This window comes from Aeromonas sp. ASNIH7, assembly GCF_002903485.1.
Taxonomy (GTDB): Bacteria; Pseudomonadota; Gammaproteobacteria; order Enterobacterales; family Aeromonadaceae; genus Aeromonas; species Aeromonas caviae.
In genome coordinates this window covers 1,801,261-1,822,842 of record NZ_CP026226.1, presented here as the reverse complement: position 1 = coordinate 1,822,842, position 21,582 = coordinate 1,801,261, and the positions used below count along the sequence as shown (strand labels likewise).

The window sequence follows — 21,582 nt, the reverse complement described above, 5'->3', positions numbered from 1 at the left end:
ACCAATATAGTGCATCAAGTTTACCCGCATCGGTGCGTCACATCACCCCTAATTGGCCTTGGGGGCGGCTCTGGGAGCCTGATTCACCGACGCCCTGTGCAGGTAAAAGGTGGTTGGCTTAGATTTAGCAAGGATCGTACCGTCTTTGGCGAGCAACTCGAGCCGTGCCTCGTAAGCGCCCCTATCGAGGTTTTCCACCCGTATGGCCAGGCTGTTGTGAACCAGGGGCACCGCCTTGCCGTTCAGGATCAGGCGCACATCGTATTGCACCGGGACCTGGGGAGAGATCTCGCCCTGGAAGACGATGTTGCCGGTATTGTCGCGCAATGTGCTGCCCGGTTCCGGAGAGATGAGGTCGATCTCCAGGGGAGCCGCTTCCAGGGCTTTCCTGGCATCGACACCGGTCAGGCTGTTGAAGTTGTCCACCTGGACCGAGTGGGGGGCGGTGCCGATGAGCGGCGAGACCCGCAGGTCCACCTCTTTTGCGCTCTTGCCGGGAGGAGGGGCATCGGTGTAGTGGGTCACCCCCTGGGGATCGACCCAGGAGTAGACGCGGGCGGCCTGTGCGGAACAGGAGGCCATCAGCAGGAGGCTCAGCAGCCAGGGTACAGTGTTCATCCATCTCTCCTTGACGGGGTTCACCTTAATCCTATCAGAGAAAAACCACGGGGTCGGGGTGTGAACAGCCGAGGGTGGTACGGCTCCGTGAACGGGATCATCTTTCTGCACGATCGTGCCCGTTTGGCGGTATTTCCGTTGCCAGAATGAAAAAAAACCCGCCAGATGGCGGGTTTGTCATGGGAAAGCGGATTAGACGGAGTAGTACAGCTCGAACTCCAGCGGGTGCGGAGTCATGCGCACGCGGTCAACATCCTGCTGTTTCAGTTCCAGGTAGGAGTTGATGAAGTCATCGCTGAACACGCCACCACGGGTCAGGAACTCACGGTCTGCATCCAGTGCGGACAGCGCTTCGTCCAGGGAACCGGCAACGGTCGGCACTTCAGCGGCTTCTTCCGGCGGCAGATCGTACAGGTTCTTGTCCATGGCATCGCCCGGATGGATCTTGTTGATGATGCCGTCCAGACCGGCCATCAGCTGGGCAGCGAAGGCCAGGTACGGGTTGGCAGCCGGATCCGGGAAGCGTACTTCGATGCGGCGGGCTTTCGGGCTCGGCACGACCGGGATACGGATGGAGGCAGAACGGTTGCGGGCGGAGTAGGCCAGCATGACCGGTGCTTCATAGCCCGGCACCAGACGCTTGTAGGAGTTGGTGGTTGGGTTGGCGAAGGCGTTGATGGCCTTGGCGTGCTTGATGATGCCGCCGATGTAGTGCAGTGCCATCTCGGACAGACCGCCGTACAGGTCGCCTGCGAACAGGTTGACGCCGTCTTTGGCCAGGGACTGGTGGCAGTGCATGCCGGAGCCGTTGTCACCGAACATGGGTTTCGGCATGAAGGTGACGGTCTTGTTGTAGGCGTGGGCCACGTTGTGGATCACGTACTTCAGGACCTGTACTTCGTCAGCCTTCAGGGTGAGGGTGTTGAAGCGGGTTGCGATCTCGTTCTGACCGGCGGTCGCCACTTCGTGGTGGTGAGCTTCGACGACCTGGCCCATCTCTTCCAGCACCAGGCACATGGCGGCACGGATGTCCTGGGAGGAGTCAACCGGGGCAACCGGGAAGTAACCACCCTTGACGAATGGACGGTGACCCTTGTTGCCGTGCTCGTAGTCGGTACCGGAGTTCCAGGCAGCTTCTTCGGATTCGATCTTCACGAAGCTGTGGCCCATGGTGTTGGAGAAGGTGATGTTGTCGAACATGAAGAATTCCGGCTCCGGCCCGAACAGCACGGTGTCAGCGATGCCGCTGGACTTCAGGAAATCTTCGGCACGCTTGGCGATGGAGCGCGGATCGCGGTCATAGCCTTGCATGGTGGCGGGTTCAAGCACGTCACAGACGATGTTCAGAGTGGTCTCTTCGGTGAACGGGTCCAGTTTGGCGGAAGCCGGGTCCGGCATCAGCACCATGTCAGACTCGTTGATGCCCTTCCAGCCGCCGATGGAGGAACCATCGAACATCTTGCCGTCTTCGAAGAAGTCTTCGTCAACCTGGTGGGAAGGGATGGATACGTGCTGCTCTTTACCCTTGGTGTCGGTAAAACGCAGATCAACAAACTTGACTTCGTGTTCCTGGATCAGGGCCAAAACGTTCTGGGCTGACATGCTAAGTAACCTCCGGTGTTAAAACTCTTTGGGTGAATGCGTCGTCACATTCACATAAGCCAGTATCGTGCCAAGTTTGTGACAGCTTGATTTCAGGGCACTTGCACCGTTTCAGGCTGTCGAGAAACCCGTTCTCATGCCGGTTGCTGCATTAAAGTGGTGCAACCTTGGATCGTTTTGGTGCACCGAGATGGTGCGCCAGCGTATCCAGGCCATCTAAGCAGCCTTTTGCTGCGGGGTCCATGATCCTGATCCTTTGTTGTGCGTGAATGTGTTGCAATTCTGCTAGGCAGATCACAAAGGCGAGAGTACAATTAGCGCCCAATTTTACCCGGTGATTTGAGGCGAGAATGTTAGAGAATTTACGCAATATTGCGATTATTGCGCACGTTGACCACGGCAAAACGACTCTGGTTGATAAGCTGCTGCAGCAATCCGGCACTCTGGATCGCACCAGCGAAGGTCAGGAACGGATCATGGACTCCAATGATCTGGAACGGGAACGTGGCATCACCATTCTCGCCAAGAACACTGCGATCCGCTGGAACGACTACCGCATCAACATCGTGGATACTCCGGGTCACGCCGACTTCGGTGGTGAAGTTGAGCGCGTACTCTCCATGGTTGACTCCGTGCTGCTGCTGGTCGACGCCGTTGACGGCCCGATGCCGCAGACCCGTTTCGTGACCCAGAAGGCGTTCGCCCAGGGTCTGAAGCCCATCGTGGTCATCAACAAGATCGACCGTCCGGGTGCTCGTCCTGACTGGGTAATGGATCAGGTCTTCGATCTGTTCGACAACCTGGGTGCCACCGATGAGCAACTGGACTTCAAGGTTGTTTACGCCTCTGCACTGAACGGTTGGGCCACCCTGGATCAGGACGTCCCGTCCGAGAACATGGAACCCCTGTTCCAGGCCATCGTCGACAACGTGGAAGCCCCGAAGGGCGACGTTGACGGTGCCTTCCAGATGCAGATCTCCCAGCTGGACTACAACTCCTACGTGGGCGTCATCGGTATCGGCCGCATCACTCGTGGTCGCGTCAAGACCAACCAGCAGGTCACCATCGTCGGTGCCAACGGCAAACCGCGTACCGGCAAGGTAGGTCAGGTGCTGGGCTACCTGGGCCTGTCCCGTACCGAAGTGACCGACGCGCAAGCGGGCGACATCATCGCCATCACCGGTCTGGGCGAGCTGAAGATCTCCGACACCATCTGTGACAACAGTGCCGTCGAAGCCCTGCCGCCGCTCTCCGTTGACGAGCCGACCGTGAACATGACCTTCCAGGTCAACACCTCGCCGTTCGCCGGTAAAGAAGGCAAGTTCGTCACCTCCCGCAACATTCTGGAGCGTCTGAACCAGGAGCTGGTCCACAACGTGGCCCTGCGCGTGGAAGAGACCGAAGATCCGGACAAGTTCCGCGTCTCCGGCCGTGGTGAACTGCACCTCTCCATCCTGATCGAAAACATGCGTCGCGAAGGTTACGAACTGGCGGTATCCCGCCCGGAAGTAATCCTGCGTACCGTGAATGGCGAACTGCAAGAACCGTTCGAAACCGTCACTGTGGACGTGGAAGAAGCGCATCAGGGTTCCGTGATGGAGCAGCTCGGCCTGCGTAAAGGCGAGATGACCAACATGACCCCGGATGGCAAGGGTCGCGTCCGTCTGGACTTCATCATCCCGAGCCGTGGTCTGATCGGCTTCCAGACCGAGTTCCTGACCATGACCTCTGGTACCGGTCTGCTGTACCACACCTTCGACCACTACGGTCCGCACAAGGGTGGCAGCATCGGTGAGCGTCAGAACGGCGTGCTGATCTCCAACGCCACCGGCAAGGCCCTGACCTTCGCCCTGTTCGGTCTGCAAGATCGTGGTCGTCTGTTCATCGGTCACGCGACCGAAGTGTACGAAGGCCAGGTGATCGGGATCCACTCCCGCTCCAACGACCTGACCGTCAACTGCCTGAAAGGCAAGCAGCTGACCAACATGCGTGCCTCCGGTACCGACGAAGCCCAGGTGCTGACTCCGCCGATCCGCATGACCCTGGAGCAGGCTCTCGAGTTCATCGACAACGACGAGCTGGTGGAGATCACCCCCAAGGCCATCCGTATCCGTAAAAAGCTGCTGACCGAACTGGATCGCAAGCGCGCCGGTCGTGCTTGATCGATAGCTGTTCATCGACAGACCAAAGAGAGGCCTTAAGGCCTCTTTTTTTATGGGCTCGACATGAGGGCGCATGGGGTTTGAGCTCGATGGCGGCGCATCCGGCCGGTCTGCGGGTGGCCAAATGACCACCCTATCTGACACAATGTCTGCATGATCACGCTTACGAGAAACAAGATGCAGCAGCAGATCCGCGGCCGTCTGGCCCATGCACTCTCCTTCTTGCGCCACGATGGTGCCCACTTCGCCCAGTTTGTCTGGGGCCGCTTCCAGCAGGACAGATTGACGGTGACCGCCGGTTACCTGGCCTATGTCACCCTGCTCTCCCTGGTGCCCATGATAGCCGTGGTGTTCGGCATGATGTCGGCCTTTCCGGTGTTCCAGAGCCTGAAGCAGGCGATGGAGCAGTTCGTCTATCACAACTTCGTCCCCACCGCCGGCGAGATGCTCAAGGAGTACATCGACGGCTTCGTGGCCAACGCCACCAACACCACGGCCGTCGGTATCGGTGCCCTGATCGTGGTGGCCCTGATGCTCATCTCGGCCATCGACAAGAATCTCAACTACATCTGGCGGTCCACCCGAAGCCGGCCCTTGGCCCAGGCATTCGCCATGTATTGGATGATCCTGACCCTGGGCCCCGTGCTCATCGGTGCCAGCATCGCCATCTCCTCCTACATTCTCTCGCTCAGGTTGTTCGCGGCTGACAGCCTGTTCGGTATCGGCTATCTGCTGCTGCGCAGCCTGCCGTTCCTCTTCTCCGTGCTCACCTTCCTGCTGATCTATACCGTGGTGCCCAACTGCCGCGTGCGGCTGACCCACGCCTTCATCGGAGCCCTGGTGGCGGCCACCCTGTTCGAGCTGGCCAAGCGTGGCTTTGCCATCTACATCACCAACTTCCCCTCCTACCAGGCCATCTATGGCGCCCTGGCGACCATTCCCATCCTGTTCGTCTGGGTGTATCTGAGCTGGCTGGTGGTGTTGCTGGGGGCCGAGACCACCGCCTGCCTCGGGGAGTACGAGAAGCCCGGTGCAGAGGAGCTGGCCTGACGCCGGCCGGCCATCACACCGGATCCCGACACAAAGGCGTTGGCCCGGGCAGGGCATTTATTGGTAGCATCGACGACCGCTCATCCCGCAGGATGGGCGGTCGTGCTGTTTTGAGAGGAGAGGGATGTGATTGCACTGATTCAGCGGGTCAGCGAGGCCAGCGTAACGGTAGAGGGAGAGGTGACCGGGGCCATCGGCCAGGGGTTGCTGGTGCTGCTCGGGGTGGAGCAGGGGGATGACGAGGCCAAGGCCGACAAGCTGCTGCACAAGGTGAGCGGCTATCGCATCTTCTCTGACGAGAACGGCAAGATGAACCTCAACGTGAGTCAGGTGGGTGGCAGCCTGCTGGTGGTCTCCCAGTTCACCCTGGCGGCGGATACCGGCAAGGGGATGAGACCCAGCTTCTCCGGTGGCGCCCATCCCGCAGATGCCGAGCGACTCTATGAGTACTTCGTGGCCCGCGCCAGGGAGAGCGGCGTGCCGACCGAAACCGGCCGTTTTGCCGCCGACATGAAGGTCAGGCTGCTCAACGACGGCCCCGTCACCTTCTGGCTGCAGGTATAAGGGTGGCAGGCAGGGCAGGCCTCACCGGAGGGGCAGGACGCGATGCCTGCATACTTCGCAGGTTCTTCACCCTGCCGGTGCTCGCCCGCCCTGGCCATGCTGACGGGTCGCGTGCAGGATGACGTTGCGGTAGCCGGGCACGTCGTGGACGTGGGTCGGGCCTATCCACTCCTCTGCCAGTCGCAGAGCCTGTGCCTGTTCGAGCCGGGTGCGGGGCAGCAGATTGATGATTAGGGTTCCGCTCAGGCGGCTGGCCAGTGCCTGATAGAGCGGAGCCTGGAACAGCAGAAGGGGGTTGCCGTCCTGGCTGAACAAATCCAGCAGCACCAGATCGTAGATCTCCTGGCTCTGGTGCAGGAAGTGCAGCGCATCGGCGTGATGCAGCCGAGGCGAGCCCCCTGACGAGGGGAGGAAGAACTGCTGGAACAGGGTGAGGATCTCGGCATCCAGATCCACGCAGTCGTGGTGGGCATCGGGCCAGCGTGCCGCCAGGTGACGGGTGAGATCCCCTCCGCCCAACCCCAGCTCCAGGATCCGGTTTGCCTGCTTTGGCAACTGCTCCGCGATGCTCCGTTGATGAGGCAGACAGAGGCGTGCCGGCTGGTGGAGGCTCATGGCGGATTGCACCACGCCGTCCATTTCCAGCCAGCGATGACGGGCATTTTCAAGCACCGAAACGCGGCGTTCGGGTTTGGCACTGAGGTGCAATAAGTGATCGGCTTGGTACGCTTGCAGATTGAAGTCCATGAATTTGCACGGCAAGATGGCTTTCGACCAGTGTAACTCAAGGATGTTGTTATGTACCGGGTGGTCACCCCCCAAACGGCAGCCGAGCTGGATACCTACTACAGGCTGCGCCGGGAGAAATGGTTGCGTCAGTCCTTCCATCTGCCAGTCGGCGCACACTCAAGGATCGCTTTATGTACCGGGTAGTCACCCCAGAAACACCAGCGGAGCTGGATGCTTACTATCAGTTGCGCTGGGAACTACTGCGCAAACCCTTCAATCTGCCCCTTGGCTCCGAGCGTGACGAGTACGATACCGTTGCCATTCACCGGCTGATGCTCTCACCCGACGGAACGCCCATCGCCGTGGGTCGCCTCTTTGTGGGCGGCGATGAAGCCCAGATCCGCTTTATGGCGCTGCGACCCGAATTTCGCGGCCAGGGGCTGGGCGCCCGCATGGTGGAAGATCTCGAGCAGCTTGCCCGCGACGAGAAGGTGAAACGGCTGGTGATGAACGCCCGCCAGGAGGCGGTGGAGTTCTATCGCCGCTGCGGCTTCCTCGAGGTAGGGGAAGGCCCCGTCTCCTTCGGCCGCATCCCTCACCGCCAGATGATCAAGTCCCTGAGTCCCATGCAGACCATCCAGTACCGTCCGGAGTGGTGCCAGGATCTCACCACCCGCTGGTCGCGGGGTATTCCAATCAGCGAGAAGATGGGGGTGCACATCACCCACTACGATGGCCAGACCTTCCACCTCAAGGCCAACCTGGCGGCCAATCTCAACGTCCACGACACCATGTTCGCCGGCAGCATTTACAGCCAGTGCGTGCTGGCGGGCTGGGGTCTCATCTGGTTGCAGCTCAAGGAGGCAGGGCTGGGAGGGGATACCGTGCTGGCCGAGGGCAACATCAAGTATTACCGGCCGGTGAGCGAAGAGCCGGAGGCGCGGGTGGCCCGGGAGGGCATGCCCGCCGTGCTCGAGCCGCTGAGGGGCGGAGAGTCCGCCAAATTCAGCCTGCGGGTGCAGTTGTTCAGCGGCCGCAAGCTGGCGGTGGAGTTTGTCGGTCAGTATGTGGTGCTGCCCATCAAGCGCGGCGCACGCTGATCCCTGATGTTCACAGCAACAAGGCCTCTTCGCGAGGCCTTGTTCGTTATTGGGCGGCCGGTGGCCGTGGGCGCCAGAGCGGGCCGCTTCGTCCCTGGGCGGGGTAGTGCACACCCGCCTCCCAGCCACAGGCGTCCTGTCCCGTGGGGAAACTCCAGCCCAGGTCGGGCGCATTGAGGGGGCCGCGCCAGCGGGCGAGCAGCTCGGCGCAGCGTCCCTTGTTCAGGACCCCGAGGTCGAGCTGCCACTGATCTGCGGCCAGGTCGACACCCCCTTGCAGTGCCAGCAGGTGGGTGATGGTGGAGGCACCGCCTTGCTCGATCCGCACCTTGCCCTGCTCCGCCCTGGCATCCAGCCTGATCTGATAGAAGGGGGTGTCTCCGCGTTGCATCGCCTGCCACAGCGTCTGCGGTGTCAGATCGGGGGGGGTCTGCTCCCTGAACCAGTCATCCAGCAGGGGGTCGATGCCGACCTTGTCCCAGAAGGGATCCTTGCTCTCCAGGCTCAGGCTGCCCTGAAGGGTCCGGCGCCAGTTGGCCGTCTGCTCGCCGGGTTGCCCGTTGAGGTCGGCCTGCAGATCTGCCGCCAGATCCACCTTGCCCGCGAAGGAGACGGGGGAGTGCAGCAACTTGCCCCACTGCTCCAGATCCAGCTGCTTGCCCTGCAACTGCATACGGCTCTCCTGCCCGGGCGTTCTGCCCCACTGGCCGCTCAGGTTGAGGGAGCCCTCGTCGGGCAGGGAGGTGGCGAGGGTATTGAGCTGCCAGGAGCTGGGGGTCAGCTCGCCATCCAGGGTGCCGTTGCGGGCACTGAGACCGTCCCACACCAGCTCGAACCACTTGCTCTCGATGCGGGCTCGCCCCAGCAGGGGGCCTGGCTGGTTGCCCCGCAGGGCGAGATCGTTCAGGTAGAGTTGCCAGCCGGTCAGGGAGAGGGGCAGGGTGTCGTCGAAAGAGAGCACCTTGAGCTTGTCGAAGGCCAGTTTGCGGATGTCGATCTGTTGCGGGCGCCAGCCCTGCCAATCCTGCCACCACCCCTGGGGCAAACTGATGTCCATGCCGCTCAGGGCCAGATCCTTCAGGGTGAGCTTCTGCTGCTGGGTGTCGAGAGCCAGCTCGACGTTGAACTCCCCTTCGTATGCCTTGCCTCGCAGCTCGGCATCCAGCTGCCGGGGGGAGAAGGCGAGCTTGCCCTCGACGGCCTCAAGCTGGAACAAGCCGCGGCCCATGTCGCCCAGGGTGCCCGCCAGATAGCCGCTGGGCTGGCTGCCCGCCTGCCAGTCGAAGGCGGTGAGCTGGCCGTTGAAGTTGTTGAGGGAGAGCTCCTGATCGATGGCATTGATGCTCACCTGGGCAAGCTGACCCCTGTCCAGGGTGATGCGGCGCAGGGGGAACTCGCCAGTGGGGATGTCACCAAGCTCGAGGCGCATGGCGCGGGCCTTGAGATCGTGCAGTTGCAGGCTGCGCTCTGGCCAGTTCAGCACCATGCCGGTCTCGAGCAGGCCGTCGAACAGGTTGGTGGCCAGTCTGTCGGTGCTGAGCACCTGCCCCTCCAGCCGCCCCTTGAGGCTGAGACGGGCCAGGGTGAACATGGGGGTCTCCAGCTGGTTGATGCCCAGGGTGAGGTTGGCCTGGGGCTGGCGTCTTGGGTCGATCAGTTCCCAGTCACTCAGGGACGCACTGAGGCCGCGCAGGGTCAGGGCCTCGCTCTGCAGGCTCAGGTTGTCGATGGTGCTGTCGCTGATGGTGAGGGAGTGAACCGGCAGGCTTGGCAACTGGTTGGGCAGCGGCAGCTTGATGGCCGGGCGGATGAGGTCGAGATGGGCGATGCGCACGTCCCGGTTCAGCCAGTCGATGCTCTCTATCTCGAGATAGATCTTGTCGAGGGTCACGGCGTTGCCGTAACTCACCTGCTCCGCCAGCAGGGTGTAGGGGTGGAGCGGGTTGAACACCAGCCGGCCTATGGTGACAGGCACGCCGGTCTGCTGGCTGAGCCAGCCGGCGATGGGCCCCTTGGCCCGCTCGGCATCGAACAGGCCGAGCCCGACCCAGACAAAGAGTAACAGGAAGGCAAGGGTGTAGAGCAGGCCGCGCAGCCAGGAATTCATCAGTGCTTTCCTCCTGTTTCTGTTGCTTGGTCAGGCATTGGAGTAGTGATCCCGCAGACCGAGCCAGCGCCGTATCAAGGGTTCGACATGGTTTGGGTGCCTATCCATCAGGCAATGTGACCATCTTCTGCATCTGCCTTGGTCAAGCATTCGAGTAGTGATCCCGCAGGCCGAGCCAGCGCCGTATCAAGGGTTCGACATGGTTTGGGTGGCGGTCCATCAAGAAGCGCGCCATCTTCTGCACCTGCGGGATGAGCGGCTGATCCCGCACCAGATCGGCGATCTTGAGATCGGCCAGGCCGGTCTGGCGGGTGCCGAGCAGCTCGCCCGGGCCGCGCAGCTCCAGATCCCGCTGGGCGATGAGGAAGCCGTCGTTGGTCTCCCGCAGCACCCCGAGCCGGCTCTGGGCCGTCTTGGACAAGGGGGCATGATAGAGCAGCACGCAGTGGGAGGCCACCGACCCCCGCCCGACCCGGCCGCGCAGCTGGTGCAACTGGGCCAGCCCCAGTCGCTCCGGGTTTTCGATGATCATCAGGCTGGCATTGGGCACATCCACCCCCACCTCGATGACGGTGGTGGCGACCAGCAGTTGCAGTATGCCCGCCTTGAACTCCTCCATCACCCGTTGTTTCTCGACGGGGCGCATCCGGCCGTGTACCAGGCCGATGTGCAGGCCGGGCAGCAGGGTTTGCAGCTCGGCGGCAGTGTCTTCGGCGGCCTGGCACTCCAGCACCTCCGACTCCTCGATCAGGGTGCAGACCCAGTAGGCCTGCTTGCCCTCCTCGCAGGCGAGCCTCACCCGCTCGATCACGTCCTGGCGGCGACTGTCCGGCAGGGCGACCGTGGTAATGGGAGTGCGGCCCGGCGGCAGCTCGTCGATGATGGAGGTGTCGAGGTCGGCATAGGCGGTCATCGCCAGGGTGCGGGGGATGGGGGTGGCGGTCATGATGAGCTGGTGGGGATGCACCCCTTCCCGCTCTCCTTTTTCTCGCAGGGCGAGGCGCTGATGCACGCCGAATCTGTGCTGTTCGTCGATGATGACCAGGGCTAGGCGCTGGAACACCACCTGCTCCTGGAAGATGGCGTGGGTGCCCACCACCATCTTGACGCTGCCGTCCGCGATGGCGGCCAGCGCCTCTTCCCGCGCCTTGCCCTTCTGCTTGCCCGCCAGCCAGCCCACCTTGATGCCGAGCGGCTCCAGCCACCTGGCGAAGTTGATGGCGTGCTGTTCGGCCAGCAGCTCGGTCGGGGCCATCAGCCCCACCTGGCAGCCGTTGCCGATGGCCTGCAGGGCGGCCAGCGCCGCGACCAGCGTTTTACCTGAGCCCACGTCCCCCTGGACCAGCCGCATCATGGGGTGGCTCTGCTGCAGATCCCGGCCGATCTCCGCCACCACCCGGCTCTGGGCGCCGGTGGGGGTGAACGGCAGGGCGCCGAGCAGCTGCCGGACCAGCTCGGGAGCTGGTTTGAGGGCACGGGCCAGCTGGGTCTGTGCCTGGGCGCGCACCTCCAAGACCGAGAGGTTGTGGGCCAGCAGCTCTTCCAGTACCAGCCGCTGCTGTGCCGGGTGCTGGCCGCTCTCGAGCAGGGCCAGCGCCACCGAGGGGGGCGGGCGGTGCAGCAGCTTCAGGGCGGCGGCAAGATCGATCTGCTGGGGATAGAGGCCGGCAGGCAGCAGCTCCTCGACCCCGTAGAGGTCGAGCTGGGCCAGGGCCTGATCGGTGAGGCTGCGCAGGGTGAGCTGGCGCAGCCCCTCTGTGGTGGGGTAGACGGGGGTGAGGGCCTCTTCGGTCTGGCCGGCCTGCTCCTCGCCGAGCAGCTTGTACTCGGGGTGGGCCATCTCCAGGCCGTACTTGCCGGGACGGGTCTCGCCGAAGCAGCGGATAAGGCGGCCCTGGGCCAGGCTGTTTTTCTGGGCAGCGGTGAAATTGAAGAAGCGCAGGGTCAGGCTGCCGGTGCCGTCGCTGATACGGCACACCAGCATGCGGCGGCGCCCCATCACCAGCTGGGTGTCCTGGATCTCGCCCTCGACGGCACCGTGCAGGCCGGGCGGCAGATCGCCGATGGGCCACACCTGGGTGCGGTCCTCGTAGCGCAGGGGGAGGTGGAACAGCAGGTCCTGTACCGTGGCCAGCCCCAGCCGCTCGAGTTTCTCCAGCATCTTGCTGCCGACACCCTTGAGGCTGTCGAGGGAGATTTTATCCAATTTCATCAATTAGATGCCCGAAAACACTGTAAATATGTCCAGATGATAGGGGTTGTTGCGGCCTCGATGCAAGCCGCGTTGTGCCGTTCCGGGCTGGTGGGCAAGGGAGCGGGGGGAGGGTCATCCATGAAAAAGGCCTGCCGGAAACGGCAGGCCTTTTCACTGACGGGGCGCCCTGGCGGTCAGAGGATGCGCTTGAGCAGGAGGTGAGCCTTGACCCTGTGGATCCGGGCCAGCAGCTTGCGCACCTGATCCGGGTAATCCTTGATCTGCTCTATCTGGTCGAAGTGACTGATGCGGCGGGTGTGGGCCAGGATGTTCTCCCGCTCCGCACTGAACTGCTCGCGCAGGTGATGGTGCTGGTCGTGTACCAGCAGGCCGTTCTCCAGATCCAGCGCCCAGGCTCGGGGATTGAGGTTGTTGCCGGTGAGCAGGGCCCACTCCTCATCCACGAAGATCCCCTTGAGGTGATAGGAGTTCTTCTCGCAGCACCAGAGCATGAGGTTGAGCCGGCCGTTGTCGATGTGGTGCTGGTTGCGCTCGGCAAACTTGCGCAGGTTGGTCTCGTAGAGATAGGGCAGACCGCCGATGGTGGAGAACTTCTCCTCCGGGGGGATGAAGAAGTCGTTGGCGGTCTTGTCGCCCACGACGATGGTCACCTTGCAGCCGCGTTTGAGCAGCGCCTCCACGTCCTTGTTCAACTCCTTGGGGGGGTTGAAGTAGGGGGTGCAGATGAAGATCTCCCGCTCGGTGGCCCGCACCAGGTTGCGGATCATCCGGTTGAGCTGGTTGCCCCGCTTGCCCAGGCCCACCATGGGGGTCACGGCGATCTCCCGATCGTTGGGCTGGATGCTCTCGAAGCGGTACTGGCAGAGGCGCAGGCGCTGCTTGAAGCGGCGGATCGGTCCCTTGAGCTGCTTGGCGCCGGGGATGCCGGTGCGATCCAGTCGCTGGACGGCCTCGCTGCCGAGGAAGACGTCATCCACGTAGTTGACCATGCTGCGGGTCAGTGCCGGGCTGTGGATCTGGTGATAGCGATCGAAGCGGTAGCGCTCCTGCTGGTGCAGGTAGATGTCGTTGAGGCTGGCGCCGGAGTAAAGCAGGGTGTCGTCGAAGATGAAGCCCTTGAGGTGCAGCACCCCGAGCAGCTCGCGGCCCTTGACCGGCACGCCGTAGATCTCGATCTGGTGTTGGTGGCTGGCGGCCATGGCCTGGTACATCAGGTGGTTGCCCCCCTGCTTGCCCTTGCCGATCAGGCCGCGCTGGGCGCGGTGGAAGTCGACGAACACCTTGATGTCGAGAGAGGGATTGCGCTGCTTGGCGGCATAGAGGGCGGAGAGGATCTCCCGTCCCGCCTCGTCATCCTGCAGATAGAGCGCGATCAGATAGATGCGCTGGGTCGCATGGGCGATGAGCGACAGGATCCGGCTCTTGAAGTCCTTGGCGCTGTTGAGCACTTCAAACTGGTCTGCGGCGACGGCGATCTGGGGTAAGCGGGTCAGCAACTGTCGATAATGTGCCGATGAATGCATAGAGAAGCCTGAAATCACGGGATGAAGCGTTCCACTCGGGGCGAAGAATAGGCAATTCTAGCAATCTGTGGCGATGGGCCCAAGCAAGAATCCGTAAAAAGTCGGTGCAATATCACATCGGGGCCGACGGATGCGGCCCCGATGTGTTTCCGTCAGAGGATGGCGCTGGCCGTGGCCACGATGAGGAAGGCGATGGTGCCGAGCAGGGTCTCCATCACGGTCCAGGTCTTGAGGGTGGTCTTCTCGTCCATGTTGAGGAAGCGGCTGACCAGCCAGAAGCCGGAGTCATTGAAGTGGGAGAGCACGGTGGCGCCCCCGGCGATGGCGATGACGATGAAGGTCAGGTCCAGCTCGCTCAGGCCGGTGGTGGCGGCCACGGTCGGCGCCATCAGGGCGGCGGTGGTGGTCAGGGCCACGGTGGCGGAACCCTGGGCAACCCGCAGCGCGGCGGATACCAGGAAGGCCGCGAGGATCACCGGCATGCCGGTATCGGAGAGCACGTCGGCCAGCGCGGTGCCGATGCCGCTCGCCCGCAATACGCCGCCGAACATGCCGCCAGCACCGGTGACCAGGATGACGGCGCAGACCGGGGCCAGGGCGTCGTTGCAGAACTTCTCGAGCTGCACCTTGCCCTGGCTCTGGCGGAACATCCAGAGGGCGTACAGCACAGTGATGAGCAGGGCGACCGGGGTCTTGCCGACCATGCGCAGCACGTTGACCCAGTCCGCACCCTTGTCGATGACGCCCATGACGCCCAGGGTATTGAGGCCGGTATCCATGAAGATGAGCACCAGCGGCAGCAGCAGGATGGAGATCACCTGGCCGAAGCTCGGCGCCTTGTCGGAGAGCTGCTCGGCGCTGGCAGTGAAGCTCGGGGGCAGGGGCAGCTCAAACTTCTTGCCGGACCAGAGCCCGAACAGGTAGGCACCCAGATACCAGGTGGGCAGCGCGACCAGCAGGCCCACGATGGTGAGCAGACCGATGTTGGCACCCAGCAGCTCGCTGGCGGCCACCGGGCCCGGGTGGGGCGGCAGGAAGGCGTGCATCACCGCAAAGGCGCCGGCGGAGGGCAGGGCATACTTGAGGACGGAGCCGCCGAACTGCTTCGCCACGCTGAAGATGATGGGCAGCATGACGATGAGGCCGGCGTCGAAGAAGATCGGGAAGCCGAACAGCAGGGAGGCCACACCCAGTGCGAAGGGGGCGCGGTGGGAGCCGAAGCGGTTGATCAGGGTATCGGCCAGTACCTTGGCGCCCCCCGTCATCTCCAGGATCCGGCCTATCATGGCACCGAGGCCGACCAGCAGCGCGACCGAGGCCAGGGTGCCGCCGAAACCGGTCAGCATGGTGGGGATCACCTGGTCATAGGTGACCCCGGTGGCCAGGGCCGTCAGCATGCTGACCAGGGTCAATGCCACGAAGGCATGTACCTTGAATCGCATGATCAGCACCAGCAACATGACAATGGCTCCGCCCGCTACCGAGAGCAGATAGGCGACATCGGGTGTGTTCATTGCTCCGTCCATAAAATTGTCCTCAAATGGTTCTAGTTGTTGTTCTGCACATTTCTGTGCTGCACTTCACATTGCGAAACGTTACCGGTAACATGTTACCGGTAACGTGGTAGCTTAGAACCCATCAGGCGAACGTTTTTTGAAAAGTGAGAGAGAGGTCAAATAATGGCGGGCAAGTGCATTATCGTGATGGGTGTGTGTGGCAGCGGCAAGTCCAGCATCGGCCTCAAGGTGGCCAATGCCCTGGGGGCCAAGTTCATCGACGGCGATGATCTGCATCCTCGCGCGAACATCCAGAAGATGGCGGCGGGCAACCCGCTCAACGACGAAGACAGGGCCCCCTGGCTGGAGCGGATCCGCGATGCGGCCTACAGCCTGGAGCGCAAGAACGAGCTCGGCGTCATCGTCTGCTCGGCCCTCAAGAAGCAGTACCGCGACCAGATCCGCGAGGGCAACGACTCGGTGAGTTTCCTGTTTCTGGATGGCAGCCAGTCCCTCATTCTCGAACGGATGCGGGCACGGCAGGGCCACTTCATGCGCGAAGCCATGGTACAAAGCCAGTTTGATACCCTGGAGCGACCGGATGGCGAGCCCGGCGTGTTTCGCATCGATATCGACGGGACCTTCGAACAGGTGGTCGACCGTGCCGTCACCGCGCTGACGCAGGCGCAATGAGCCATGTCGCGCGCCCGGCTGCGGCCGACCGCGCCCGTATATAGAGTTGGAGAGAAAGCTATGACCCATCCCGTGATCACCCAGGTGACCAACCGAATCCGCGAGCGCAGCACCGCCCGCCGTGCCCGCTTCCTGGCCCGCATCCAGCGCCAGGCCGATCAGGGCAAGACCCGCGCCTCCCTCTCCTGCGGCAACCTGGCCCACGCCGTGGCCGCCTCGAGCTGTGACGAGAAGGGGCGGATCCTCGACATGACCCGCGCCAACGTGGCCATCGTCACCGCCTACAACGACATGCTGAGTGCCCATCAGCCCTATCAGGGCTATCCGGACATCATCAAAGGCGCCTTGGCCGAGCTCGGCCACAGCGCCCAGGTCGCCGGCGGCGTGCCCGCCATGTGCGACGGCGTGACCCAGGGTCAGCCGGGGATGGACATGTCCCTCTTCTCCCGGGACCTCATCGCCCAGGCCACCGCGGTCTCCCTCTCCCATAACACCTTCGACGCCACCCTGCTGCTCGGCATCTGCGACAAGATTGCCCCGGGCCAGATCATGGGGGCGCTTTCCCACGCCCACCTGCCCACCGCCTTCGTGCCTGCCGGCCCGATGGCGAGCGGCATCAGCAACGACGAGAAGGTGAAGGTGCGCCAGCAGTACGCTGCCGGTGAAGTGGGCCGCGACGCCCTGCTCAAGATGGAGTGCGGCGCCTACCACGCGGCGGGCACCTGCACCTTCTACGGCACCGCCAACACCAACCAGCTGGTGTTCGAGGCCATGGGCCTGATGCTGCCGGGCTCCGCCTTCGTGCATCCGCACAGCGAGCTGCGCCACGCCCTCACCGAGGAAGCGGCCCGCCGCATCAGCGCCATGATCCCGGGCTCCCCGGCCTATCGCCCCCTGAGTGCGGTGATCGACGAGCGCGCCCTGGTCAACGGCCTGGTGGCCCTGCTCGCCTCCGGCGGCAGCACCAACCACAGCATCCACATGGTGGCGCTGGCCCGCGCCACCGGGCTGGAGCTGACCTGGGACGACTTGAGCGATCTCTCCGACGTGGTGCCGCTCCTGGTGCGCATGTACCCGAACGGCCCGGCGGACGTCAACGCCTTCGAGCAGGCGGGGGGCGTGCCCGGCCTGATGCGTCGTCTGGCCGAAGAAGGGCTGATCCACATGGATGCCACCCCGGTCTTCGGCGAGATGCAGGACTACCTCAGCCGTCCGGCACTGGTGGATGGCAAGCTGGTGTGGCAACCGGTGGGCGAGAGCGGGGATCCGAGCGTGCTCTCCCCCTCTGGCAGCGAGTTCCAGGCCACCGGCGGCACCAAGCTGCTGGCGGGCAACCTGGGCCGCGCCGTGGTCAAGGTTTCCGCCGTCGCGCCCGAGTATCGGGTCATCGAGGCCCCGGCCCGGGTCTTCTCCTCCCAGCATGCGGTGGAGGCGGCCTACAAGGCTGGTGAGTTGAACCAGGACGCCGTCATCGTGGTGCGCCACAACGGCCCGGCCGCCAACGGCATGCCGGAGCTGCACAAGCTGATGCCGGTGCTTGGCAACCTGCAGAAGGCGGGTCACAAGGTGGCCCTGGTCACCGACGGCCGCCTCTCCGGCGCCTCCGGCAAGATCCCGGCCGCCATCCACGTCACCCCGGAAGCCCTGCACGGCGGGGCCATCGGCCTGCTCGCCGATGGCGACCTGCTGCGGGTGGATGCCGAGTCCGGCCGCCTCGACTGCCTGACCGATTTGAGTGGCCGTACCCAGGCCGAGATCGACCTCACCCTGGAACAAGAGGGGTGGGGCCGTGAACTGTTCAGCGTGATGCGTCGCGCGGTATCGAGCGCCGAGTGCGGCGCCACCATCTTTGACTAAGGAAGAGCTATGCAGAACTGGAAAGTGACCCCTGCCGAGGTGTTTGCCGCCTCCCCCCTGGTACCCGTAATGGTCATCAACGACCTGGAGCAGGCCCTGCCGATGGCCAAGGCCCTGCTGGATGGCGGCATCTCGGTGTTCGAGATCACCCTGCGCACCCCGGTGGCGCTGGACGCCATCGCCCTCATCGCCAAGGCGATGCCGGATGCCATGGTCGGTGCCGGTACCGTGCTCAACTGCGCGCAGTTTGATGCCGCCGTCGCTGCCGGTGCCCGCTTCGTCATCTCCCCGGGCATGACCCCGGCCCTGCTGGCCCACGCGGCCAAGAGCACGGCGCCGCTGATCCCGGGGGTGGCCACCCCGTCCGAGGTGATGCAGGCGCTGGAAGCAGGCTACGACCACCTCAAATTCTTCCCGGCCGAGGCGAACGGCGGCACCAAGGCACTCTCCGCCATCGCGGCGCCCCTGCCCCAGGTGAAATTCTGCCCCACCGGCGGCATCGGCCCGAAAAACGTGGCCGACTACCTGGCGCTGAAATGTGTGGCCACCGTCGGCGGCTCCTGGATGCTGCCGGCAGACGCCGTCAAGAGCGGCAACTGGGAGGAGGTGACCCGCCTCTCCCGGGAAGCGGTTGAATTGGTTAAACGCTAAGCAAATATCGTTTAGAAAAATTAAACAGGCCACCCCCGGGTGGCCTGCTGTTTTTCCGCCCCCGGAGGGGGTGGGCCGTTTGCTTCCGGCCTCGCCCTGGCTTAAGGTCGGGGGCCGCCCCTCTCCCCTGGAGCCTTCATGTCCTGTCTGCATCCATCCTACCCGCAAGGGCACTTCACCGCGCTGCACTGCCACCCCCATGCCCAATACTGCTATCTGCACGACGGGGGCGGCATCATCACGGGGCGAGGGGAGGGAGAACTGCTGGTGGCGGGCCAGATCTGCTTTATTCCGGCGGGGTGGGAGCACGAGTTTCGCGTGCTGCGCCGCTCCCGGCTCTCCCTCCTCTATGTGCCGACGTCGGCCCGTACCGCCTTCGGCCCCTTGCAGGCCAGCCCACTGCTGGCGGGCCTCTTCGCCCGCCTGTCCGAGCTGGCCGAGGAGGAGGTGAAAGGGGCCTATCTGACGGTGCTTGGCCAGGAGCTGGAGCGCGCCGACCCGCTCGCGGCGCGCATTCCCCTCGCCGGGGCGCTGGACCCGCGCCTGCTGCGGGTGCTGGACAGGGTGTGCCAGGCACCCGCCATCCATCTGACGCTGACGGCGCTGGCGGCAGATTGCGGCGCCTCGGTGCGTACCCTCAACCGGCTCTTCCTCCAGCAGCTGGGGTGCAGCTTTCGCCAGTGGCGGGAGCTGGTGGTGCTGGGACGGGCGCGCCAGTTGCAGCACCGGGGGCTCACGCTGGCCCAGATCGCCGATCGGCTCGGCTACGAGGATCCCGGCGCCTTGTCCCGCGCCCTCCAGCGCCTTGCCCGGCGCGAACCGGCGGCCTGAGGGCGCATTGTCTGCCTTCCTACCTGCCATGGCGGTGTCTGCGGGTTGCCGGCAGTCAGCGTCGCGAGCCGATATCTGCATCCTCCTTGCTGCCTGCCAGCAGGCAGGTCACCTCGTCGGTGTGGCAGATCCGATCGCCGCGAAAGGTGAAGAGGCCGCTCACCTTGCAGACCAGGGTGCCACCGTCCTGGCGGGTGGCCCGTACCACATGGGTCGAGTGCACCCGCTCCCCCTGCGCCAGGGTGGTGACAAACTCGATGCTCGCCCCGGCCAGATGGCGGCGCAGTGTGGCGATGTGCTGGTGAAACGCCGGGTAGTCGAGCCGCTCGCCGTTCACCTCCTGGCAGTAGTCGGGGGTGAACCAGGCGTCGAGCTCCGCCAGGGGGAAGGCGGGATCGCAGATGACGCGCTGCAGGCAGGCTTTCAATCGTTCGGTGTGGTGCATGGTCTGCTCCTGACAGGGTGGATGGAGGAGCCAGCATAGGCCAGAGGGCGGCGAGGGGAGAGGGGAGAAGGCGCCATCATGGAGGTCGAACGCGCCATGATGGACGGGGATCAGCCGAGGCTTTCCCCCTCATAGAGGGAGAAACCGATGTCCTTGCACCTGGTCGCCAGCGGCTGGCCGCCGAGGCGGGCCAGCAGCATGATGGCGGCTTCGCGACCTATGGTCTCGCGGGGGGTGACGATGCTGGCGAGCTTGGGGGTCATGGCGTGGCCGATGTCGAGGGCGTTGCTGCCGGCAATGGCCACCTGCTGGGGTACCGGGATCCACCTGGCCTGGCATTGCAGCAGGGCCCCCACTGCGAGGTCGTCGTTGGTGCAGAACAGGCCGTCGAGATCGGGGAAGCGCGCCATGGCCTGGGCCAGCAGCTCTCCCCCCAGGGTGAAGCTGGAAGATTGCTCCGTCAGCAGGTGCTGGCCGGTCAGACCGAAATCGGCCATCGCCTGGTAGTAGCCTTCCATTCGCAGCTGGGTGCGCACGTCGAGCCGGGCGCCGAGGTAGATCACCTTGCGCCGTCCCCGGCGCAGCATCTCTGTTACCATGGCCCGGGCGGCGGCCCGGTGATCCATGCCCACCACCATGTCGATGGGGGAGAGGGGCAGATCCATGGTCTCCACCACCGGGATGCCGGCGGTGGCGATCATCTTGCGGGTGCGCTCGGTGTGCTGGGTGTCCGAGAGGATGAGCCCGTCCACGTTGTAGGAGAGGAGCGAGGCGACCTGCTCCTCCTCCCGCTCCGGGCTGTAGCCGTAGTGGGCGAGCAGGGTCTGGTAGCCGGCGGGCCGGGTCACCGCCTCGATGCCGTGGATCACCGCCGAGAAGACCTGGTTGGAGAGGGAGGGGATCAGGATGCCTATCGCCTTGCTGGTGGCGTTCGACAGCATGTCCGGCGCCCGGTTCGGGATGTAGCCGAGCTCCTCCACCGCGGCGGCGATGCGCTCGCGGGTCCCTTCGGCCACGGCGGACGGGTCGCGCAGGTAGCGGCTGACGGTCATCTTGGTGACACCGGTCAGGTCGGCAATGTCCTGCAGGGTAGGGCGGCGCTTGCGGGTGTCGTTCATCTGGGGATCCGGCAAAAAATGTTACACGTAACATTACCGTTTTTGCACGGCAATGTCAGCATATGACGCCATCAACAGGGGGCAGGGGATGATCAAGGGCAGGTGTTTCGAGGGGATCCACTTCGAGCAGCAGGAGGTGGAGGGGGAGCAGTTCCAGGGGTGCCGCTTCATCGGCTGTCACTTCTCCTGGCTCGATCTCGGGGAGTGCCGCTTCGTCGACTGCAGCTTCTATGACAGGGAACGGGAATTGGGATGCCTGTTTCAGGGCTGCGATCTGCGGGAGGCGAGCTTCCTGCGCTGCGATCTCACCCTGGCGGACTTCGGCCGCAGCCAGTGTCTTGGGCTGGAGATGCGCGACTGCCAGGCCATGGGGATCAACTTCGCCCACGCCAGCTTCGCCAACCGGATCACCGCCAAAAGCTACTTCTGCGAGGCCCACCTCACCGGCAACAACTTCAGCTACGCCAACTTCGAAAGCTGCCTGCTGGAGCGGTGCGAGCTTGCCGGCAACCGCTGGCAGGGGGCCAACCTGCTTGGCGCCTCCCTGGCGGGCTCGGATCTCAGCGGCTCCGAGTTCGGGCAAATCGACTGGACCAGCTTCAACCTGCAAGGCTGCGATCTGCGCCAGTGCGATCTGCCCGGTCTGGATCTGCGCCGGGTCAACCTCGCCGGGGTGCAGATCACTGAAGATCAGCAGCAGGGGCTGCTGGAGCAGATCGGGCTGGTGGTCTTCCCCTGAGCGGGGTGGAAAAGAGGTAAGTTTTCATCATCGGGGCGGGCGGTGTGGTGCCCCCCCTGGCAAGCAAAAAGCCTGCGCGATG

General features: G+C 63.9%; 18 protein-coding genes. 9 read left to right on the top strand and 9 right to left on the bottom strand.

The features are described 5' to 3' along the window. Window positions 1–48: 48 nt before the first annotated feature. Complete coding sequence (locus C2U47_RS08635; protein ID WP_010672525.1) at window positions 49–618, bottom strand: DUF4124 domain-containing protein; 570 nt, start codon at window positions 616–618, stop codon at window positions 49–51. Between the two features lie 192 nt (window positions 619–810). Next, complete coding sequence (glnA, locus tag C2U47_RS08630; protein WP_010672526.1) at window positions 811–2,220, bottom strand: glutamate--ammonia ligase; 1,410 nt, start codon at window positions 2,218–2,220, stop codon at window positions 811–813. A 350-nt stretch (window positions 2,221–2,570) separates the two neighbouring features. Between glnA and typA the strand changes: the two genes are divergently transcribed. From typA to dtd, 3 genes are all read left to right on the top strand, one after another. Continuing rightward, window positions 2,571–4,382, top strand: coding sequence for a translational GTPase TypA (gene typA, locus C2U47_RS08625; RefSeq protein WP_042882265.1), 1,812 nt, complete (start codon window positions 2,571–2,573; stop codon window positions 4,380–4,382). Between the two features lie 177 nt (window positions 4,383–4,559). Then, window positions 4,560–5,432: a virulence factor BrkB family protein gene (locus C2U47_RS08620; protein ID WP_039039511.1), complete on the top strand. Its 873-nt coding sequence runs from the start codon at window positions 4,560–4,562 to the stop codon at window positions 5,430–5,432. Window positions 5,433–5,558: 126 nt separating this feature from the next. Continuing rightward, window positions 5,559–5,996, top strand: coding sequence for a D-aminoacyl-tRNA deacylase (dtd, locus tag C2U47_RS08615; RefSeq protein ID WP_039039510.1), 438 nt, complete (start codon window positions 5,559–5,561; stop codon window positions 5,994–5,996). Between the two features lie 66 nt (window positions 5,997–6,062). Here the strand turns inward: dtd and C2U47_RS08610 are convergent, their stop codons facing one another. Continuing rightward, window positions 6,063–6,743: a methyltransferase domain-containing protein gene (locus tag C2U47_RS08610; RefSeq protein ID WP_049636730.1), complete on the bottom strand. Its 681-nt coding sequence runs from the start codon at window positions 6,741–6,743 to the stop codon at window positions 6,063–6,065. Window positions 6,744–6,916: 173 nt separating this feature from the next. Here C2U47_RS08610 and C2U47_RS08605 point away from each other — a divergent pair, with 173 nt between their 5' ends. Continuing rightward, entirely contained in the window at window positions 6,917–7,825 is a 909-nt protein-coding gene (locus C2U47_RS08605; protein WP_010672532.1) for a bifunctional GNAT family N-acetyltransferase/hotdog fold thioesterase, read from the top strand. Between the two features lie 46 nt (window positions 7,826–7,871). Here the strand turns inward: C2U47_RS08605 and C2U47_RS08600 are convergent, their stop codons facing one another. The 4 genes from C2U47_RS08600 to C2U47_RS08585 form a co-directional block, all read right to left on the bottom strand. Further along, on the bottom strand, window positions 7,872–9,932 hold the full coding sequence (locus C2U47_RS08600; RefSeq protein ID WP_049636710.1) for an AsmA-like C-terminal region-containing protein: 2,061 nt from the start codon (window positions 9,930–9,932) through the stop codon (window positions 7,872–7,874). A 142-nt stretch (window positions 9,933–10,074) separates the two neighbouring features. Continuing rightward, window positions 10,075–12,144 carry an ATP-dependent DNA helicase RecG gene (gene recG, locus C2U47_RS08595; protein ID WP_199766844.1) on the bottom strand — a complete coding sequence of 690 codons (2,070 nt, stop codon included), beginning with the start codon at window positions 12,142–12,144 and terminating at the stop codon, window positions 10,075–10,077. 176 nt (window positions 12,145–12,320) lie between these two features. After that, complete coding sequence (pssA, locus tag C2U47_RS08590; RefSeq protein WP_049636708.1) at window positions 12,321–13,670, bottom strand: CDP-diacylglycerol--serine O-phosphatidyltransferase; 1,350 nt, start codon at window positions 13,668–13,670, stop codon at window positions 12,321–12,323. A 152-nt stretch (window positions 13,671–13,822) separates the two neighbouring features. Next, window positions 13,823–15,184, bottom strand: coding sequence for a GntP family permease (locus tag C2U47_RS08585; protein WP_223931884.1), 1,362 nt, complete (start codon window positions 15,182–15,184; stop codon window positions 13,823–13,825). A gap of 165 nt (window positions 15,185–15,349) precedes the next feature. On the opposite strand from C2U47_RS08585, the gene C2U47_RS08580 reads away from it, so the two are divergent. The 4 genes from C2U47_RS08580 to C2U47_RS08565 all read left to right on the top strand — a co-directional run bounded on the left by C2U47_RS08580 (window position 15,350) and on the right by C2U47_RS08565 (window position 19,198). Further along, window positions 15,350–15,859 carry a gluconokinase gene (locus C2U47_RS08580; RefSeq protein ID WP_039039504.1) on the top strand — a complete coding sequence of 170 codons (510 nt, stop codon included), beginning with the start codon at window positions 15,350–15,352 and terminating at the stop codon, window positions 15,857–15,859. A 60-nt stretch (window positions 15,860–15,919) separates the two neighbouring features. Next, window positions 15,920–17,716 (top strand): phosphogluconate dehydratase, encoded by a 1,797-nt coding sequence (edd, locus tag C2U47_RS08575; protein ID WP_049636707.1) that lies wholly within the window; start codon window positions 15,920–15,922, stop codon window positions 17,714–17,716. 9 nt (window positions 17,717–17,725) lie between these two features. Further along, window positions 17,726–18,367, top strand: a complete 642-nt coding sequence (locus C2U47_RS08570) for a bifunctional 4-hydroxy-2-oxoglutarate aldolase/2-dehydro-3-deoxy-phosphogluconate aldolase (protein ID WP_039039502.1) — start codon at window positions 17,726–17,728, stop codon at window positions 18,365–18,367. A gap of 138 nt (window positions 18,368–18,505) precedes the next feature. After that, window positions 18,506–19,198 carry an AraC family transcriptional regulator gene (locus C2U47_RS08565; protein WP_103261586.1) on the top strand — a complete coding sequence of 231 codons (693 nt, stop codon included), beginning with the start codon at window positions 18,506–18,508 and terminating at the stop codon, window positions 19,196–19,198. A gap of 55 nt (window positions 19,199–19,253) precedes the next feature. Here the strand turns inward: C2U47_RS08565 and C2U47_RS08560 are convergent, their stop codons facing one another. After that, complete coding sequence (locus C2U47_RS08560; protein ID WP_049636706.1) at window positions 19,254–19,643, bottom strand: nuclear transport factor 2 family protein; 390 nt, start codon at window positions 19,641–19,643, stop codon at window positions 19,254–19,256. A 110-nt stretch (window positions 19,644–19,753) separates the two neighbouring features. Beyond that, window positions 19,754–20,761, bottom strand: a complete 1,008-nt coding sequence (locus C2U47_RS08555) for a substrate-binding domain-containing protein (RefSeq protein ID WP_039039499.1) — start codon at window positions 20,759–20,761, stop codon at window positions 19,754–19,756. A gap of 88 nt (window positions 20,762–20,849) precedes the next feature. On the opposite strand from C2U47_RS08555, the gene C2U47_RS08550 reads away from it, so the two are divergent. Next, window positions 20,850–21,500, top strand: a complete 651-nt coding sequence (locus C2U47_RS08550) for a Qnr family pentapeptide repeat protein (protein ID WP_041214078.1) — start codon at window positions 20,850–20,852, stop codon at window positions 21,498–21,500. Window positions 21,501–21,582: the final 82 nt, after the last annotated feature.

What these genes read in the sequence shown, in the direction of transcription:
- recG (WP_199766844.1), bottom strand. Translation starts at nt 12,144, where the DNA reads ATGAAATTGGATAAAATCTCCCTCGACAGCCTCAAGGGTGTCGGCAGC.
- C2U47_RS08580 (WP_039039504.1), top strand. Translation starts at nt 15,350, where the DNA reads ATGGCGGGCAAGTGCATTATCGTGATGGGTGTGTGTGGCAGCGGCAAG.
- C2U47_RS08605 (WP_010672532.1), top strand. Translation starts at nt 6,917, where the DNA reads ATGTACCGGGTAGTCACCCCAGAAACACCAGCGGAGCTGGATGCTTAC.
- C2U47_RS08600 (WP_049636710.1), bottom strand. Translation starts at nt 9,932, where the DNA reads ATGAATTCCTGGCTGCGCGGCCTGCTCTACACCCTTGCCTTCCTGTTA.
- typA (WP_042882265.1), top strand. Translation starts at nt 2,571, where the DNA reads ATGTTAGAGAATTTACGCAATATTGCGATTATTGCGCACGTTGACCAC.
- C2U47_RS08570 (WP_039039502.1), top strand. Translation starts at nt 17,726, where the DNA reads ATGCAGAACTGGAAAGTGACCCCTGCCGAGGTGTTTGCCGCCTCCCCC.
- C2U47_RS08610 (WP_049636730.1), bottom strand. Translation starts at nt 6,743, where the DNA reads ATGGACTTCAATCTGCAAGCGTACCAAGCCGATCACTTATTGCACCTC.
- C2U47_RS08550 (WP_041214078.1), top strand. Translation starts at nt 20,850, where the DNA reads ATGATCAAGGGCAGGTGTTTCGAGGGGATCCACTTCGAGCAGCAGGAG.
- C2U47_RS08620 (WP_039039511.1), top strand. Translation starts at nt 4,560, where the DNA reads ATGCAGCAGCAGATCCGCGGCCGTCTGGCCCATGCACTCTCCTTCTTG.
- C2U47_RS08585 (WP_223931884.1), bottom strand. Translation starts at nt 15,184, where the DNA reads ATGAACACACCCGATGTCGCCTATCTGCTCTCGGTAGCGGGCGGAGCC.
- pssA (WP_049636708.1), bottom strand. Translation starts at nt 13,670, where the DNA reads ATGCATTCATCGGCACATTATCGACAGTTGCTGACCCGCTTACCCCAG.
- glnA (WP_010672526.1), bottom strand. Translation starts at nt 2,220, where the DNA reads ATGTCAGCCCAGAACGTTTTGGCCCTGATCCAGGAACACGAAGTCAAG.
- edd (WP_049636707.1), top strand. Translation starts at nt 15,920, where the DNA reads ATGACCCATCCCGTGATCACCCAGGTGACCAACCGAATCCGCGAGCGC.
- C2U47_RS08635 (WP_010672525.1), bottom strand. Translation starts at nt 618, where the DNA reads ATGAACACTGTACCCTGGCTGCTGAGCCTCCTGCTGATGGCCTCCTGT.
- C2U47_RS08560 (WP_049636706.1), bottom strand. Translation starts at nt 19,643, where the DNA reads ATGCACCACACCGAACGATTGAAAGCCTGCCTGCAGCGCGTCATCTGC.
- C2U47_RS08565 (WP_103261586.1), top strand. Translation starts at nt 18,506, where the DNA reads ATGTCCTGTCTGCATCCATCCTACCCGCAAGGGCACTTCACCGCGCTG.
- C2U47_RS08555 (WP_039039499.1), bottom strand. Translation starts at nt 20,761, where the DNA reads ATGAACGACACCCGCAAGCGCCGCCCTACCCTGCAGGACATTGCCGAC.